The following is a 15,835-nucleotide window of genomic DNA, read 5'->3' on the forward strand; positions in this document are numbered from 1 at the left end:
CCCATGAACCCGCAACGCATCCTCACCATCCTCCTCAACTACCGCACGCCGGAGATGACCTTGCAGGCCGCCGAGGCTGCACTGCGCGAAATGGAGGACCTGCCGGGCGAACTGCTGATCATCGACAATGGATCCGGCGACGGCTCCTATGATCAGATCCGCGCCGAAGCAGACAAACGCGGCTGGCTTGGCAGCGGACGGCTCCGGGTGATCGCCTCGCCTGTGAACGGCGGCTTTGGTGCGGGCATGAACATCGGTATTAAAGCCGGTCTCCACGACAACAGCGTGCCGGAATTCTACTACCTGCTGAACTCCGACGCCTTTGTGCAGGGCAGCACCATCCGCACCCTGCGCGACTTTCTGCTGGAGCGTCCCGGCGCCGGTCTGGCAGGCTCATACGTGCGCGGCACCGACGGCGTGCCGCATCGCACCGCCTTCCGCTTCCCCTCCATCGCGGGTGAGTTCGAGGCCAGCGTGCGCACCGGCATTTTCACCCGGCTGCTGAATCCCTGGGTGGTCGCCATGGACATGCCGCAGGACGAGCTGCAGGTTGACTGGACCGCCGGCGCCAGCCTGATGATCCGCCGCGAAGTCATCGAGGCCGTCGGCGGTTTCGACGAGGCCTTCTTTCTGTATTTTGAGGAAACCGACCTCTGCCGCCGCGCCGCCCGCGCGGGCTGGCGCACCCACTATGTGCCAACTAGCGAAATCGCCCACGTAGGGTCGGCGTCCACAGGGATGAAAGCCTGGCAGCGCACGCCGCAATATTGGTTCGACTCGCGGCGGCATTACTTCGTGAAACACCACGGGCATGCTTACGCCGCCGCCGCCACGCTGGCACGGATCACCGGCAGCCTGATCTATGGGCTGCGCCGCCTGACCTCGGATAAACCACAGGCGGATCCGCCGCATTTCCTGCGCGATCTGGTCCTGTACAGCCTGCGTGCGGCATTTGCACCGCGGCCAAAACCGTCAAAAGAAACACGCGCGCCCTCTCCGATCGCAAAGGAGCAGAAATGACGTCCTTCACATGTGCCCTGATTGGCAATGAATCTCTTCTGATCGGCTGCGCCGAGGCGCTGCTGGCACGCGGCCACCAGATCCGGGCAGTGGTGTCGCAAGATCCCGATATCCGCAGCTGGGCCGATGGCAAGGGCCTGCCCCTGCTGGACACCCAGCAGCAGCTGCAAGGCGGGTTCGACTGGCTGTTGTCAATCGCCAACCTGACAGTGATCCCTGACAAGGTTCTGGCGCAGGCCGCCAAAGGCGCGGTGAACTTTCACGACGGCCCCTTGCCCCATTACGCGGGCCTCAACACCCCGAATTGGGCGCTGATCAATGGCGAGCCACAGCACGGCATCACCTGGCACCTGATGGACAGCGGCGTCGATGAGGGCGACATCCTGGCCCAGCGGCTGTTCGATGTGGCGGCGGATGAAACCGCGTTCAGCCTGAATTCCAAATGCTACGCAGCCGCGATGGACAGCTTTGGCGAGGTGATGGCGCAGCTGGAAACCGGCGATCTGAACCGCCAGCCGCAGGACCTGAGCCAGCGCCGCGTGTTCGCCAAATCCGACCGCCCCGCCGCAGGGGGGCTGCTGGATCTCTCTCGCCCCGCCGCCGAACTGGCGCGGCTGGTCCGTGCCTTGGACACCGGCGGATACTGGAACCCGCTGTGCGCCGCCAAATTGCGGATTGGCGGGCAGGTCGCTCTCACCGGGGCCGCGGAACCAGCAGTAGGCTCCGGCGCCCCCGGCACAGTGCTTGACGTCCGCAAAGATAGCGTGACAATCGCCACCGCGGACGGCGCGCTGATGCTGTCGCGGCTGACCACGCCGGCAGGCAAACCGCTGGACGCAACCGGGCTGGTCAAAGCCGGCGATGTGCTGCCGGCGCTAACCGGGGAAGACGCCGGGACTCTCACCGCTCAGATGGCCGCTGCGCAGGGCGGCGAAAGCCACTGGCGCAAGGCGCTTGCCGCAATGCAGCCGGTCCAGGTACCGCTTGCCACAGATACCGGCGGCGCAGGGGTAACCAGCCGGAAGATCGCCATGCCCGCTCCCCTCAGCGAAGAACAGGCCGCCGCCGGGGTACTGATCTGGGCCTTGCTCAGCAGCGGCGAGAAATCCGCTGATGTGGCGCTGTCCATCGCCGGTATGAACGCGGTTCCTGGGCTGATATCCGATTGGGTTCCGCTGCAGGCGCGGCGGGAACAGACCGTGTCCGGCCTCCAGGCTAAAGCAATTCAGGGTATTGAAAAAGCACGTAAATACGGCGGTTTCGCCGAGGATTTGGTCGCGCGGGCACCGGAAATTTCGGCGTTCTCTAAACCGGCCATAGGCCTGTCTCTGGACAGGGACGGCCCGGTTTCAGGCTGCGCCGCCACCGTCGCTTTCTGCGATGGCGCACTGGCGCTGCACACAGACAACGCCAAGTTGGACGAACAGACCGCAGAATTGCTGGCCGCGCGGCTGGCACTGGTGCTGGGCGCCCTCGCCGGTGATGCGGACCAAGAGGTCGCAACCCTCCCCATCCTGCCCGAAGCCGAGCGCAAGCTGCTGCTGGAGGATTGGAATCAGACCGCCGCGGACTATCCCGCAGATCTGACCATTCACGCCGCTTTCGAGGCCCAGGCAGCCAGCACCCCGGACGCCGCTGCACTGGTGTTCGAGGACCAAAGCTTCACCTACGCCGAGGTCAACGCCCGCGCCAATGCCGTGGCCGCACGCCTGCGTGAAATGGGCGTGAAACCGGGTGCACATGCAGGCATCCATATCCGCCGCGCGCCCGAGCTGGTCTTTGCCGCCTTGGGCGTGATGAAGGCCGGCGGCGCCTATGTGCCGCTCGACCCGGCCTATCCTGCAGACCGGATTGCCCATTACATCAGCGACAGCCAGGCGCAGGTGATCGTGACGCAATCCGCACTGGCCAGCGCCCTGCCCGCCTCAGCCGCGCAAGTGCTGGAAATCGAAACCGTCCCCGCGGGGACAGCCGAAGATACCATCAATGGCGGTGCGGCCGGCAGTGATCTCGCCTATCTGATCTATACTTCCGGTTCCACCGGCCTGCCCAAGGGGGTGATGGTCACCCATGCCAATGTCGCGAACTTCTTTGCTGGCATGGATCAGCGCATCCCGCATCAGCCCGGCGATGCCTGGCTGGCGGTCACAAGCCTTAGCTTTGACATCTCGGTGCTGGAGCTGTTCTGGACCCTGTCGCGCGGGCTGAAGCTGGTCTTGTCCAGCGACGAAAGCCGGCTGGAACTGTCCAAGGGGCCCGTGGCCCTCAGCAACCGCAAGATGGATTTCAACCTGTTCTACTGGGGCAATGACGATGGGCCGGGGCCGCAGAAATACCGCCTGCTGCTGGAAGGCGCCAAGTTTGCCGATAGCCACGGTTTCAACGCGGTCTGGACGCCGGAACGGCATTTCCACGCCTTTGGCGGACCCTACCCGAACCCGTCGGTAACCGGTGCTGCCGTTGCGGCGGTGACGAAGAACATCGGCGTGCGGGCCGGTTCCTGTGTAGCCCCCTTGCACCATTCCGCGCGGATCGCCGAGGAATGGGCGGTGATCGACAACCTGACAGCAGGCCGCGCCGGGATCGGCTTTGCCTCGGGCTGGCAGCCGGATGATTTCATCCTGCGGCCCGAAAACACGCCGCCTGCAAACAAGCCTGCCTTGTTGGAGAGCATTGAAACCGTGCGCAAACTCTGGCGCGGCGAAGAGGTTGCCTTTGCCCGCAAGGACGGCAGCGATCATCGCGTGGTCACCCAGCCCCGTCCTGTCTCAGCCGAATTGCAGGTCTGGGTCACCACCGCGGGCAACCCCGAGACCTGGCGCGAGGCTGGGACGATCGGGGCAAACGTGCTGACCCATCTCTTGGGCCAAAGCATCGACGAGGTCGCGGGCAAAATCCGTATCTACCACGATGCCCTGCGCAAAGCCGGCCATGACCCTGCGGATTTCAAGGTCACCCTGATGCTGCACAGCTATCTGGCAGCAACCCGCGAGGAAGCCCGCCAAGTGGCGCGCGAGCCGATGAAGGACTACTTGCGCTCAGCCGCCGGGCTGATCAAGCAATATGCCTGGGCTTTCCCGGCCTTCAAGAAACCCGAAGGCGTAAAGAACCCGTTCGAGGTGGATCTGGGATCGCTGTCGGAAGAGGAGCTGGAAGCGATCCTCGACTTCGCTTTCGAGCGGTATTTTGAGGACTCCGGCCTGTTCGGCACCATTCAGGACGCCTGCCAGCGGGTCGAGCAGCTGAAGCGCATCGGCGTGGATGAGATCGCCTGCCTGATCGACTATGGCATCGCACCGGATGTGGTACTGGAGGGGCTAAGGCCGCTGGCCGAAGTGCTGCGCTTGTCGAACGCACCGCAAGAGCTGGCGGCGGATGACTTCTCTTTAGCTGCACAGATCGTGCGCCACGGCGTCAGCCATATGCAGTGCACCCCGTCGATGGCACGGATGATTGCCGCGGATGAAGACGCCAGCGCCTGTTTGGCACAATTACGGCATCTGCTGGTGGGGGGTGATGCGCTGCCGGGCGATCTGGTGCAGGCACTGCGCGAGGCCACCCCCGCCGAAACCCACAATATGTACGGCCCGACCGAGACGACGATTTGGTCGACGGTGGAGAAAGTCACGGCTGCCCCGGCGGGGACAACCGGGATCGGCACGCCGATTGCCAATACGCAGGTTTACGTTCTGGACGAAAAACAATCGCCTGTCCCCGCGGGGACAGCCGGTGAATTGTATATCGGCGGCGCGGGTGTCACGGCGGGCTACTGGCAGCGGGAAGAGCTGACTTCTGAACGGTTCGTAAACACAGCGTTCGCTGACACTCCGCTTTACCGCACCGGGGATCTGGTACGCTGGACAGCGGGCGGCACGCTGGCCTTTCTGGGCCGCACCGACCATCAGGTTAAGATTCGCGGCCAGCGGATTGAGCTGGGCGAGATCGAAGCCGCAATGGCCGCCTTCCCCGGCGTGACGGGGGCAGTGGTTGTGCCGCGCGGCGATGCCGGCAGCGAGCAACTGACAGGTTATGTCACCGCCGCTGCACCTGTTGACGAGAGCCTTGTGAAACAAGCCTTGGCAGCCAGACTGGCCGAGGCGATGGTGCCCGCGCGGATCGTCACATTGGAGGCTTTCCCGCTGACACCAAACAAGAAAATAGACCGCAACGCACTGCCTGACCCGCAGCCGGCACGGGCCGAAACCCCTGCGGCTGTTGCGCTGGATGCAGGCGCGCAAGCCAGGATCGCAACCATCTGGAGCCGCATTCTGGGCATCAGCGGCATTGGCGCGCAGGATAACTTCTTTGCGCTTGGCGGCCATTCGCTGCTGGCGGTACAGGTGCACCGGGAATTGCGCGACGAACTGGGCGAGGCACTGGGGACTGCGAGCCTGTCGATCACGGATATCTTCCGCTTCCCAACGCTGGCCGGTCTGGCGGCCCATATCGAAGGGCTTGCAGGCACACCTGCAAATGCGGAACAACAGCCGCAGGACAGCGAAGGACCCGACCGCGCCGGCACCATGTCGAAACGGCGGGCCATGCGTGCAAACCGCAGAGCAAGGACCGGATGATAGAAGCCGAAAACAAACTGGCAAAGCGGCTGGCACTGGTCCGGCCGCTTTTTGCCGCCGATGTGGCGCTGGCCGGGGCAGATCCGCTGGGCGCCCCGCCCGCACCGCTGGCAGAGGAAGCCGCGGGGCTGTCGCCGAATGCGGTCGCCAAACGGCGCACCGAATTTGCCGCGGGCCGCAGTGCCGCGCATCAGGCGATGCGGCAGCTTGGGCTGGCACCTGCTCCTGTGCCCGTGGGCCGCGACCGGGCGCCGGTCTGGCCCAAGGGGCTGGTTGGTTCAATCACCCATACCAAGAGCTGCGCCATGGCCGTGCTTGCCCATGAGGGCGACGTTCAGGGTCTGGGGATCGACGTGGAAGAGGACACGCCGCTGAAGGACGAACTGCTGCCTGCAATCTGCTCGGAGCGGGAACAGGCCTGGCTGAAACGGCAGGATAATCCCGGACAGATGGCCAAGGTGATCTTTTCCGCCAAGGAAGCGGCCTATAAATGCCAGTACACGCTGAGCCGGGCTTTTTATGGATTTGACGGGATGGAGCTGGAGTTTGATCTGGCTGCGGGCGCCTATCAGGCTGTGTTCACCGCCGCCCGGGCGCCGTTTGCAAGCGGCGAGGCGGTTGGCGGGCGCTTTGCGGTTGGGGTCGGCCTGATCATCACCACGGCGGAAATCCGGGGGCGCGGATGATGGGGCGGCGCGGGTTTCTGGTTTGTGGCGCGCTGAGTGCGGCTCTGGGGCTGATGGCCTTTGCAACACGCAGCCGCGGCGTACCGGTTCCGCCGCCGCTGGCGCCGCCTGAGGCACCATTGAAGGTGTTTCACCTGGGGCATTCGCTGGTCGGCTCGGATATGCCGCATATGCTGGCGCAGCTGGCGCCTGCGGGGCATGGGTACAACAGTCAGCTGGGCTCGGGCACATCGCTGCGGGCGCATTGGGAGCCTGGTGAAGACATCCTCGATTTCGCAACCGCCAACCAGCCGTCCGCTTACCGGGACGCGCGGGAGGCCGTCGGGTCTGGAGAATACAATGCCGTGGTGCTGACCGAGATGGTCGAGCTGCGCGATGCTCTCCGCTATTTCAGCGCTGCTGAATACGTCGCGAATTGGGCCGGGCTTGCGCGGGCGGCGTCACCCGGCACACGTATATATCTCTATGAGACCTGGCACAGGCTGAACGACCCGGACGGCTGGCTGGACCGGATCGACGGCGATCTTGAGGCGCTTTGGGTGACTAAGCTGCTGGGTCCGGACAGCCGCCGCAACCCGCAGCACCCGGTCTATCTGATCCCCGGCGGACAGGTGCTGGCGGCGGTGGCGCGGGCGGCGGTGGCCGGGGAGATCCCTGGCCTGGCTTCACGTGAATCGCTGTTTGCCCGCACGCCGGCAGGGGAATTGGACACCATACATGTCAATGATCTGGGGGCCTATGCGGTTGCCCTGACCCATTACGCGGTTCTGTACCAGCGTACGCCCATTGGGCTGCCGCATCAGTTGACCCGCGCCGATGGCAGCCCGGCGCAGGCGTTCCCGGCGGACGCCGCGGCCAGGGTGCAGCAGATCGTCTGGGAGGTGGTGCGCGCCCTGCCCCGTACAGGTATCGCCACCGTGGGAGCACCGTCATGAAGCTGGAGGCGCTGATTACCTCCGTGGTCATGATCGGCCATTCGCTGTTCGGGCCGGACAACCCGCAGATGCTGGACCAGCTTTTGAATGCGCGCGGGCAGGCCGCAGCGGGGCCGACGGTAGAGGCGCAGATCATCAATGGCGCACCGCTCAGCTATAACTGGCAGCACAGCAGCACCGCCGAAGGTGTTGATTCACGTGAAAGACTGCGCCGCCCGGCGGATGCGGTGATCGTGACCGAAGCCATTCCGCTGGCCAACCACCTGAAGTGGAGCGATACCGAAGGCGCTGTGACCCGGTTTTACCAGCTGGCCCGGGCCGCAAACCCGGATGTGGATTTTTATCTGCAGGAAGCCTGGCACAGTCTGAACAGCGGCACCGGCGCCGAGGTGCCCTTTGACAAGGGGGCGGATGTGCCCTGGCGCGAAAGGATCACCCAGGACCTGCCGCGCTGGCAAGCGGTAGTTGATGAGGTTAACACAGCCACCGGCGGCACCGTGAAACTGCTGCCTGCCGGGCAGGCCATGGCGCGGCTGGAGGATGCGATCCTGGCGGGCACCATGCCCGGTCTCAGCAGCATCCGCGATGTGTTTGCCGATGATATCCACCCCAACGCCACTGGGTTTTATTTCCTGGCGCTGCTGCAATATGCGGTGCTGACCGATCAGGACCCAACAGGCCTGCCGCATCAGCTGAGCGACCGCTGGGGCAAGCCCTATCCCGCGCCGCCGCCGGACCTGGCAGCGCGGCTGCAGGACATTGCCTGGGCTGCGGCCCAAGGAACCGATATACGCACCGCCGCTTTGCCGCCCGATCCTGCCGCGCTGCCGCGGGAGGCTGCGCTGCCTGCGCTCAACTCGGTGATGGACGCTGACAGGGCTGACAGGACCGCACCGATGGCCAGCCCCATCCGGCAACCCGTCGCCATCAACCTGGCAGCCATTGCCGACTGGAGCACCCAGGCGCCGTTCCTGGATCATTTCAAAACGGCGCGCCCCTGGATCGGGCATCTGCCGAAACGCTGGGGCGGTGCGGACCACCAGGATCTGCTGGCCGCCGGGTATCTGGACCCGGAAGGCTGGCCCACCGCAATCCCGCCTGAGCTGACATCAATCGGCACGGTGATCCTGACCGACCTGCCTGCGGAAGCCGTCTCGCTGGCGGGCCGCTATGTGCTGCGGTTCGACGGCCAGGGCATTGTCGAGGCTGCCGGTCGGGCGGAGAATGTGCGCTACGGCAAGGGCGAAGTGCGGTTTGACTATACCCCCGGCCCCGGTCCGGTGGAAATCCGCATCCAGCGGACAGGGCGGCGCGGCGGGAACGGCGATGACTATGTGCGCAACATCCGGGTGGTAAAGGAAGAGCATCTGGAGGCCCATGAGCAAGGCGCGCTGTTCAACCCCCTGTGGCTGGACCGGCTGGACGGGTTTGCCGCGCTGCGGTTCATGGATTGGATGGCCACCAATGATTCAGAGCAAACCGGCTGGGAGGACCGGCCGCGGGTTCCTGAATATACTTGGGCGCTGAAGGGCGTTCCGGCCGAGATCATGCTGGCGCTGGCCAACACGCTGGGGGCCGATCCCTGGTTCACCATGCCGCATATGGCGGATGACACCTATGTCCGCCAGTTTGCACGGGCAGCAGAGCGCGGCTTGGATGAGGATCTGCGCGCTTATGTGGAGTATTCCAACGAGGTTTGGAACTGGCAGTTCCAGCAAGCGGCCTGGGCTGATGCGCAGGCGCAGGCGCGCTGGGGCGGCGATGGGTTGTGGATGCAGTTCTACGGCGGCCGTGCCGCAGAGATTGCGCAGATCTGGACGCAGACTTTTGGCGCTGACAGCAAGCGGCTGGTGCGGGTGATCTCCTCGCAGACCGGCTGGCTGGGATTGGAAGAGCAGGTTCTGACGGCGCCGCTTTGGAAGGCGGAACAGGCGGGGCGCCAAGCCCCTGCTGCCTATTTCGATGCCTATGCGGTGACGGGGTACTTCGGCGGCATCCTTGGCATCCCGGAACGCGCCGGGCACGTCCGCGCCTGGATCGCCGACAGCCGGGAGCAGGCCCGGGCGGTGGCGGCGGAACGCGGGCTGACCGGCCCGGCGGCAAGCGCATTTGCAAAGGAACATCAATATGATGCAGCCTCTGCCCAGGCCGGAGCGGAGTTGCGCGACGGGCTGATCTCGGGGGACGGCACCGATACATTGACCGACTTACTGGGGCGTGTGCTGCCCTATCATGCCCAGGTTGCGCAAAAACACGGGCTGGAGCTGATCATGTATGAAGGCGGCAGCCATGTGGTCGGTATCGGCCCATTGGTGGAGGATGAAACACTGACCCGGTTCTTCACCCACTTCAACTATACGCCCGAGATGGGCAGGCTGTACCGGGAACTGCTGTCAGGCTGGAGCGTCCTTGGCGGGGATCTGTTCACCGCCTATGCCGATGTTGGCGTGCCCGGTAAGTGGGGCAGCTGGGGTGCCTTGCGGGTTCTAAGTGATGAGAACCCGCGCTGGGAAGCGCTGGAGGCCGTGAAGTGACCAGAGGTGTTTCGGTCCTGATCCCGGCCCATGATGAAGCGGAGTATATCGCGGGATGCCTGCAAGCGGTCTTTGCCTCGGATCCGCTGCCTGCGGGCATGGCCGCTGAGGTTCTGGTGCTGGCAAATGGCTGCCGCGATGAGACCGCCGCGCTGGCGCGGATTCAGCAGCCTCCTGCTGGCTGGGATCTGCGGGTTCTGGAATTGCCGGAGGGCGGCAAGCTTGGGGCGCTGAATGCCGGCGATGCGGCAGCCTGCGGCGGTATCCTGATCTATCTGGATGCGGATGTTGCTGTCAGCCCGGCGCTGATCCCGCAACTTGCCGCAGCACTGTCGCAGGACGTGCCGCTTTACGCCAGCGGCTGCCCGCAGGTGGCACTGGCGCGCAGTGCGGTGACCCGTGCCTATGCACGGCTCTGGACCCGGCTGCCGTTTGTCACCGGCGGCGTGCCCGGGTTTGGCGTATTCGCCATGACCCGGGCCGGACGGCAGCGCTGGGGGGATTGGCCGGACATCATCGCCGATGACATTTTTGCCCGGCTGAATTTTGCACCGTCTGAACGGGTGAAAGTGCCGGCTGTCTACAGCTGGCCGATGGTGGAGGGTTTCCGCAATCTGGTCCGGGTGCGGCGACGGCAAAACGCAGGCGTGGCTGAGGTGGCAAGCAAATACCCAGGCCTGTTGCAGAACGAGGACAAAATCCCGCCAAGCGCCGGCGCCGTGCTGAAGCTGCTGCTGTCGGATCCAGCCGGTTTTGTACTCTATGCGATGGTCGGTCTGGCCACAAAAACACCGCTGTTTGCTTCAGCCAGCCGCTGGACCCGCGGCCGCTGAGGCCTGGGTTTTGCTGCTGATTTGTCCCGGTGGTGCTCCCGCGCCCGCAGGGTGCCCTGGCTGCGCCAGCGCACCCTTGGCGGCCTTGGGCGTGGCCCGGCGCCTTGGCGCCGGGCCACGCCCAACGGAAGCGGTGCATCTGCAGATGCGGCGGCGCCGGGCGGGAGTGCGCCGGTTTTACCCGGCGATGGCCTTGCGGAAATGGGCGGCGAGTTTAGCGGCCTCTGCGGCACTGTCATGACGTTTCAGTACGCGCCTGCGGCCCGCCTGACCCATGTCGGTCAGCTGCTGGTGCGGGGTCTGTGCAAGGGTGAGGACGGCCTGTGCCAGGGCGCCCTCATCCCCGGCCGGCAGCAGCCAGCCCGTTTGTCCTGCCACCACCAGTTCGGGCGTGCCTGCGATATAGGTCGCGATCACCGGGCGCGCGGCGGCCATTGCCTCCATCACCACCATCGGCAGGCCTTCGGCAAATGATGGCATCACCAGCGCATGGGAGTTTGCCAGCTCTGCCTGCACCTCGGTTTCGGCAAGCCAGCCGGTCAGGGTGACGCTGCCCTGCAAACCATGCGCTGCAATTGCGGCCTCCAGCGCAGGCCGCATACCGCCGTCACCAACCAGCGACAGGTGCAAATCCGGGATTTCCTGCACCAGCCGTGCCATGGCTTTCACCAGAACCATCTGGCCTTTCTGCTCCACAAACCGCCCGATCGCCACCAGCCGCAGCGGCCCCTGCGGCAACGGCGCAGGATCGGCAAACCGTTCCGGCTCAATCCCGCAATGCACCACTTTGAGACTGTCCCACTTGCCGAAAGCGGCCCAGCGGCTCAGCTGGCTTTTGCCAAAACTGCTGACAGCCACAGTAAAAGCCGCACGGTTGATCTTCTCACCCAGCGACAGCGCTTGCGGTGCGTCGAACTCTTCCGGCCCGTGCACGGTGAAACTGTAGCCCGGCCCGCCCAGCACATGGGCCAGCATCGCCACAGCGGCAGCGTTGGTGCCGAAATGCGCATGCATATGCTGCACGCCTGCCGCGGCGCAGCGCTGTTTCACATAGGCAGCCTCACCCAGGTAGATCAGGTACCGCAGGAGGCCCTTGTCCGATGCGCGGGCCAATTTCGCCGCCAACCGCAGCGCTTGTGCAAAGCGGGCGGGGGCTGCGGCCTCCCTGGCGAGGGCAGCAAGCAGGCGCCCGGCGCCGGCCTGCAGCACGTAGCTGGTACGGGCTGCCTCAGCCTGATCCTTCGGATCCGCCAAAGCCGCAGCCGAGGGGCGCATTGCCAAGCGCAGGATCTCTACGCCCTGATGTTCCAGCGCCTGCAGCTCACGCCGGATGAAACTGTGCGAGGGCTGGGGGTAAGTGTTCAGGACATAGGCAATTTTCAACGCGGCTGGTTCCGTGCAAATCTTGGGTCTGCGGCAGGTTAACGGCGGTTGCACGGCTTGCCCAGCGTCCTGTTGCGCTTGTCGCACAGATGTGGAGAATGGGCTGCAGGGGCGATGATTGTTAAAGTATTTCCGCCCCTCAATCCCGCATTCCTGTTGCAAGCGGCCCTGTGATTGACGCCCCCTGCCCTGCCGCCTAGCCTGCGGAACCGGACGTTTGGGGATTGGCGCGGATATGCAGCGGGTTGCTTCGCTCTTTACCGGTCAGGGGATGATGGCGCGGGTGCTGCGCTCAGCCTCCTGGCTGATGATCGGATATGGTGGCAGCCAGGCCTTGCGGCTGGCCTCAAACCTGATCCTGACCCGCCTCCTGTTTCCCGAGGCCTTTGGCCTGATGGCGCTGGTCTCGGTGGTGACAGTGGGGTTGTCGCTGTTTTCAGACGTTGGCATCGGGCCATCAATTGCCCAGAGCCCGCGCGGCGATGATCCGGAATTCTTGGATACGGCCTGGACCATTCAGGTGATCCGCGGTTTTGGCCTGTGGGCATTGACGGTGCTGCTGGCCTGGCCTGCCGCGCAGTTTTATGGGGCGCCGGAGCTGCTGATCTATCTGCCCATTGCCGGCGCCGGATTGGCGATTGCCGGATTCAACCCGACAAGGATCGAGACCGCGCACCGGCATCTGCTGGCAGGGCGGGTCACGGTGCTGGATCTGGCGGGCCAGGTCTTCGGGCTGGCGGCGATGATTGCGCTGGCATTGGCCACCCAGTCGGTGATCGCGCTGGTGCTGGGCGGGGTGATCCAGGCGGCGGCCAAGCTGCTGCTGTGCCACTACGGCCTGCCCGGTGCTGCAAACCGGTTCCGCTGGGAACGGGCCGCAGCGGGCGAGCTCATTCATTTCGGCAAGTGGATTTTCCTGTCGACCGCCTTCTGGTTTCTGACCTCGCAAGGCGACCGGGCGATCCTGGGCAAGTTTGTCCCGCTGGAGGTGCTGGGCATCTACAACATCGGCTATTTCCTGGCGAGTTTTCCGATGCTGCTGGGCCATGCGGTGAACCAGCGGCTGATGATCCCGGTTTACCGCGGCAAACCCGCACAGGAAGGGGCGGTGAATCTGCGGCGGCAGCGGCAGCTGCGCATGGGGCTGACGGCGGGGATCCTGACGATACTGATTGCGATGGCCTGGGCCGGCCCCTGGCTGGTGCAGTTCCTGTATGATGACCGGTACCTGCAAGCGGGGCCGATGATCGTGCTGATTGCCCTGGCGCTGGCGCCTGCAGTGATCACCATGACCTATGATCAGGCAGCCTTGGCAGCAGGCGACAGCCGCGGGTTCTTTGTGTTCTCGGCTGTGCGGGCCTGCTTGCAAACGGGCATGTTCCTGGGCGGGGTGGCCTGGTTCGGACTGGCGGGCGGCATTGCGGCGCTGGGGCTGGCGATGCTGGCGGCCTATCCGTTGCTGGTGCAGCTGGCGCGCAGGCATCATGTCTGGGATCCGCTGCATGATGCGGGCTATGGGCTGCTGACCCTTGCGGCCGGGGGTGCGGCCCTGCTCTGGCACTGGGATGCTGTAACGGCCATGGCAGCCGCGATGAGCTTTTCCTGACCTCAGGCCCCGCGCCTGAACAGTCTGGACAGCCCGCGTTGGGGCCGCCGGGCGTCCATTACCGGGATTGAGACCACTGGCAACAGGCCGGTTTCCCGCTCCATCTGCGCGGCAGTGCGCAAAACCGGGTGGCGCAGCTCTTGCAGGAAGGCCGCCAGAAGCGCCGCGATAACACTAGCCGCGGCGCCCAAAAGCGCCTTGGTCTTGCGGGCGCCGGTTACAGGAAAGTCCGGCAGCGGTGCGGGTTCGATCACTGTCAGCCGCTCGGCCTGACGGCCGGTTTCCAGGCGAAAGCCGACCTCGGCCTCGTTGCGGCGGGCGGTCATTTGCGACAATTCTCCCTGCGCCTGCTCCAGGCGGCGGTCATAAGCGCCCAGCCGGCGTTCAACCTCGGGCGTGGTCTGCAAGGAGGCCTCAAGCCCGGTCTTGCGCTGGGACAAGAGCTGCTCCTGGGCGTCCAGCGTGGCCAGTTGCTGGTCCGCCTCTGCCAGCAACCGGCGGGCCGTGGCCGGGCGTTCCGTGGCCTGGGCCTGATCGGCGGCGCGGCGGATTTCGATGCGTTCACGGGCGATCTCCAGCAGCCCCTCGTTCATCGTGGCGATTTCGGCGCGGCGGAATTCGATGGTGCCGGGCAAGGTCACGTCGTTTTCGTTCCGGTAAGCCGCGATTTCGTCTTCCAGGGCCGCAACCTGATCCGCCAGTGCGGCCTCCTTTTCGGCAAAGAAGCTGAGGGTCTCGCGGGCCTGGTCAATGCGGGTGGCGACGCTGAGTTCGATAGTGCGGCGGCCGAACTCGCTGGCGACCTGCTGCGCCTGCACGGCGGTTGGCATCCGGGCGGTGATGGTCAGCACCGAAATAGTGCCGTCATCGGCAAAGCCTTCACGGGCGGCGGCGACGCCGGTGATGCGGACCGAGTCCCGCAGCAGCGCCACCTTCTGCAAGGGGGTCAGTGCGGTCATGTCCGCGTAAAGGCCGAATTTTTCGATGATTTCCAGCACCGTGCCGCGCGCCATCAGACGTTGTTCAATCAGCTGCATCCGCCGGGCAGAGGAGCCTTCGACCGTTGATTTCGCCAGTTCACCGGCGATCTGCGGCTGGGTGACCTGCAGCACCTCGGCGGTTTCAAATTCATGCTGCTGCCGGGCGGCAAACCAGAGCGACAGCAAACATCCGAGGACAAAGACGCAAGCGATGGTGAACAGCCTGCGCCGCACCATATCCAGGAAATCGCCAAGCGAGTATATCGGCCCCATCTGTCTGCTCTCTTGCAGCTGGTATTCGCCAGCCGGTTGCCATCCATGTTTTCAGGCAGCCCGCCGGCCGCCGTAGCCCGTATTTTGACCACAGCAACCGGGCAAAACTATGACCCCCGGCTGCGTGGCCGTCAGTTCAGCGGGCTGTCCGCCTTGCGTGCCCGGTTCAAAACCACACCCAGCATTTGCGTATGGCCCGCCAGCATCTTCTCGCAAGCCGCTAGCTGGGCGGCGGTGGTGCTGGTGCCATCTGCAATCAGCAGCACCCCGTCCACCTGCGGCAGGAAGGCGGCGGTGTCGTCATGCTCCAGCACCGGCGGCAGGTCGAACAGAACGGTATCGGCGCCCAACCGCAGCATCATGTCCTCCAGCACCCCGGCACAGCTGCGGCCATGCAGGATTTCGGCGGCATCCTGATCCGCGGCGCTGTTCAGCCCGACTGCCAGCGAGGGCAGCGGGCGCAGCAGCTGATCCTCCATTTGAACGCGGCCGGACAAAAAGCCCGCCAGTTGCCCAGGTGCTGTCATTCCCAAGGCCTGCGCGGTACTGGGGCGGCGGAAGTTCATATCCATCAGCACCGTGCGGCTGTCCGGCACCCGTGCCAGGCTCAGCGCCAGGTTCACAGCCGTAAAGGTGGCGCCGCAGCCGGCGGCGGGCGCCGTCAGGGCAACCCGTTTCCAGCCGCGGGCCTTCAGCGTGTGCAACAGCCGGGTGCGCAGCAGGTCAAACGACTTGGCCGCAGGATCTGCGCGGAACCGGCTGACCAGAGGAAGCCGCGCCTGTGCCTGTGCTGCGGCGTCAAATGGCACCTGGCGGATCCTGTCCCAGGGGTCTGGCAGGGTCGCAGGCAATTGCGCAGACGCCGCAGCAGCAGAGACAGTGGCCGCGAGAGGCGCCAGTGAAGGCTGGCGGCCGCCTTCGTCAGCGGCAAAAGGCATGGTGTCCGCCGGAGCGCCGCGGCGGCGGAACCGTTTGAAGCCCTGCTCGCTCATGCCGTTCTGTTCCCCCTCC

At 65.1% G+C, this 15,835-nt stretch carries 10 protein-coding genes; 7 read left to right on the forward strand and 3 right to left on the reverse strand.

The annotated features are described in order from the left end of the window. Positions 1 to 3: 3 nt before the first annotated feature. From K3724_RS15375 to K3724_RS15400, 6 genes are read left to right on the forward strand one after another with little or no spacing between them, the layout of a single operon-like run. Positions 4 to 1,020: a glycosyltransferase family 2 protein gene (locus K3724_RS15375; protein WP_259986743.1), complete on the forward strand. Its 1,017-nt coding sequence runs from the start codon at positions 4 to 6 to the stop codon at positions 1,018 to 1,020. Next, on the forward strand, positions 1,017 to 5,594 hold the full coding sequence (locus K3724_RS15380) for a MupA/Atu3671 family FMN-dependent luciferase-like monooxygenase (protein ID WP_259986744.1): 4,578 nt from the start codon (positions 1,017 to 1,019) through the stop codon (positions 5,592 to 5,594). Before K3724_RS15375 ends, K3724_RS15380 begins: the two co-directional genes overlap by 4 nt. Next, positions 5,591 to 6,280: a 4'-phosphopantetheinyl transferase gene (locus K3724_RS15385; protein ID WP_259986745.1), complete on the forward strand. Its 690-nt coding sequence runs from the start codon at positions 5,591 to 5,593 to the stop codon at positions 6,278 to 6,280. The genes K3724_RS15380 and K3724_RS15385 overlap by 4 nt, the downstream gene beginning before the upstream one ends. Beyond that, positions 6,277 to 7,215: a hypothetical protein gene (locus K3724_RS15390; RefSeq protein WP_259986746.1), complete on the forward strand. Its 939-nt coding sequence runs from the start codon at positions 6,277 to 6,279 to the stop codon at positions 7,213 to 7,215. The genes K3724_RS15385 and K3724_RS15390 overlap by 4 nt, the downstream gene beginning before the upstream one ends. Then, complete coding sequence (locus K3724_RS15395) at positions 7,212 to 9,749, forward strand: hypothetical protein (RefSeq protein ID WP_259986747.1); 2,538 nt, start codon at positions 7,212 to 7,214, stop codon at positions 9,747 to 9,749. The genes K3724_RS15390 and K3724_RS15395 overlap by 4 nt, the downstream gene beginning before the upstream one ends. Beyond that, positions 9,746 to 10,582, forward strand: a complete 837-nt coding sequence (locus tag K3724_RS15400; protein WP_259986748.1) for a glycosyltransferase — start codon at positions 9,746 to 9,748, stop codon at positions 10,580 to 10,582. Before K3724_RS15395 ends, K3724_RS15400 begins: the two co-directional genes overlap by 4 nt. A 177-nt stretch (positions 10,583 to 10,759) precedes the next feature. Here the strand turns inward: K3724_RS15400 and K3724_RS15405 are convergent, their stop codons facing one another. Continuing rightward, positions 10,760 to 11,965, reverse strand: coding sequence for a glycosyltransferase (locus K3724_RS15405; RefSeq protein WP_259986749.1), 1,206 nt, complete (start codon positions 11,963 to 11,965; stop codon positions 10,760 to 10,762). Positions 11,966 to 12,200: 235 nt separating this feature from the next. Here K3724_RS15405 and K3724_RS15410 point away from each other — a divergent pair, with 235 nt between their 5' ends. Then, the gene (locus K3724_RS15410) at positions 12,201 to 13,571 is read left to right on the forward strand and encodes an oligosaccharide flippase family protein (RefSeq protein WP_259986750.1); all 1,371 of its coding nucleotides are present in this window, start codon (positions 12,201 to 12,203) and stop codon (positions 13,569 to 13,571) included. A gap of 2 nt (positions 13,572 to 13,573) precedes the next feature. On the opposite strand, the gene K3724_RS15415 is transcribed toward K3724_RS15410, so the two are convergent. Both K3724_RS15415 and K3724_RS15420 read right to left on the reverse strand, forming a co-directional pair. After that, positions 13,574 to 14,824, reverse strand: a complete 1,251-nt coding sequence (locus K3724_RS15415) for a DUF874 domain-containing protein (RefSeq protein WP_259986751.1) — start codon at positions 14,822 to 14,824, stop codon at positions 13,574 to 13,576. Positions 14,825 to 14,955: 131 nt separating this feature from the next. After that, positions 14,956 to 15,816: a CpsD/CapB family tyrosine-protein kinase gene (locus K3724_RS15420; RefSeq protein WP_259986752.1), complete on the reverse strand. Its 861-nt coding sequence runs from the start codon at positions 15,814 to 15,816 to the stop codon at positions 14,956 to 14,958. Positions 15,817 to 15,835: the final 19 nt, after the last annotated feature.

It is taken from the genome of Leisingera sp. M658, from assembly GCF_025144145.1.
Taxonomy (GTDB): Bacteria; Pseudomonadota; Alphaproteobacteria; order Rhodobacterales; family Rhodobacteraceae; genus Leisingera.

Excerpts from the sequence above, each read along its gene's own strand:
- K3724_RS15375 (WP_259986743.1), top strand. The coding sequence starts at position 4 with ATGAACCCGCAACGCATCCTCACCATCCTCCTCAACTACCGCACGCCG.
- K3724_RS15380 (WP_259986744.1), top strand. The coding sequence starts at position 1,017 with ATGACGTCCTTCACATGTGCCCTGATTGGCAATGAATCTCTTCTGATC.
- K3724_RS15395 (WP_259986747.1), top strand. The coding sequence starts at position 7,212 with ATGAAGCTGGAGGCGCTGATTACCTCCGTGGTCATGATCGGCCATTCG.
- K3724_RS15415 (WP_259986751.1), bottom strand. The coding sequence starts at position 14,824 with ATGGGGCCGATATACTCGCTTGGCGATTTCCTGGATATGGTGCGGCGC.
- K3724_RS15385 (WP_259986745.1), top strand. The coding sequence starts at position 5,591 with ATGATAGAAGCCGAAAACAAACTGGCAAAGCGGCTGGCACTGGTCCGG.
- K3724_RS15420 (WP_259986752.1), bottom strand. The coding sequence starts at position 15,816 with ATGAGCGAGCAGGGCTTCAAACGGTTCCGCCGCCGCGGCGCTCCGGCG.
- K3724_RS15390 (WP_259986746.1), top strand. The coding sequence starts at position 6,277 with ATGATGGGGCGGCGCGGGTTTCTGGTTTGTGGCGCGCTGAGTGCGGCT.
- K3724_RS15410 (WP_259986750.1), top strand. The coding sequence starts at position 12,201 with ATGCAGCGGGTTGCTTCGCTCTTTACCGGTCAGGGGATGATGGCGCGG.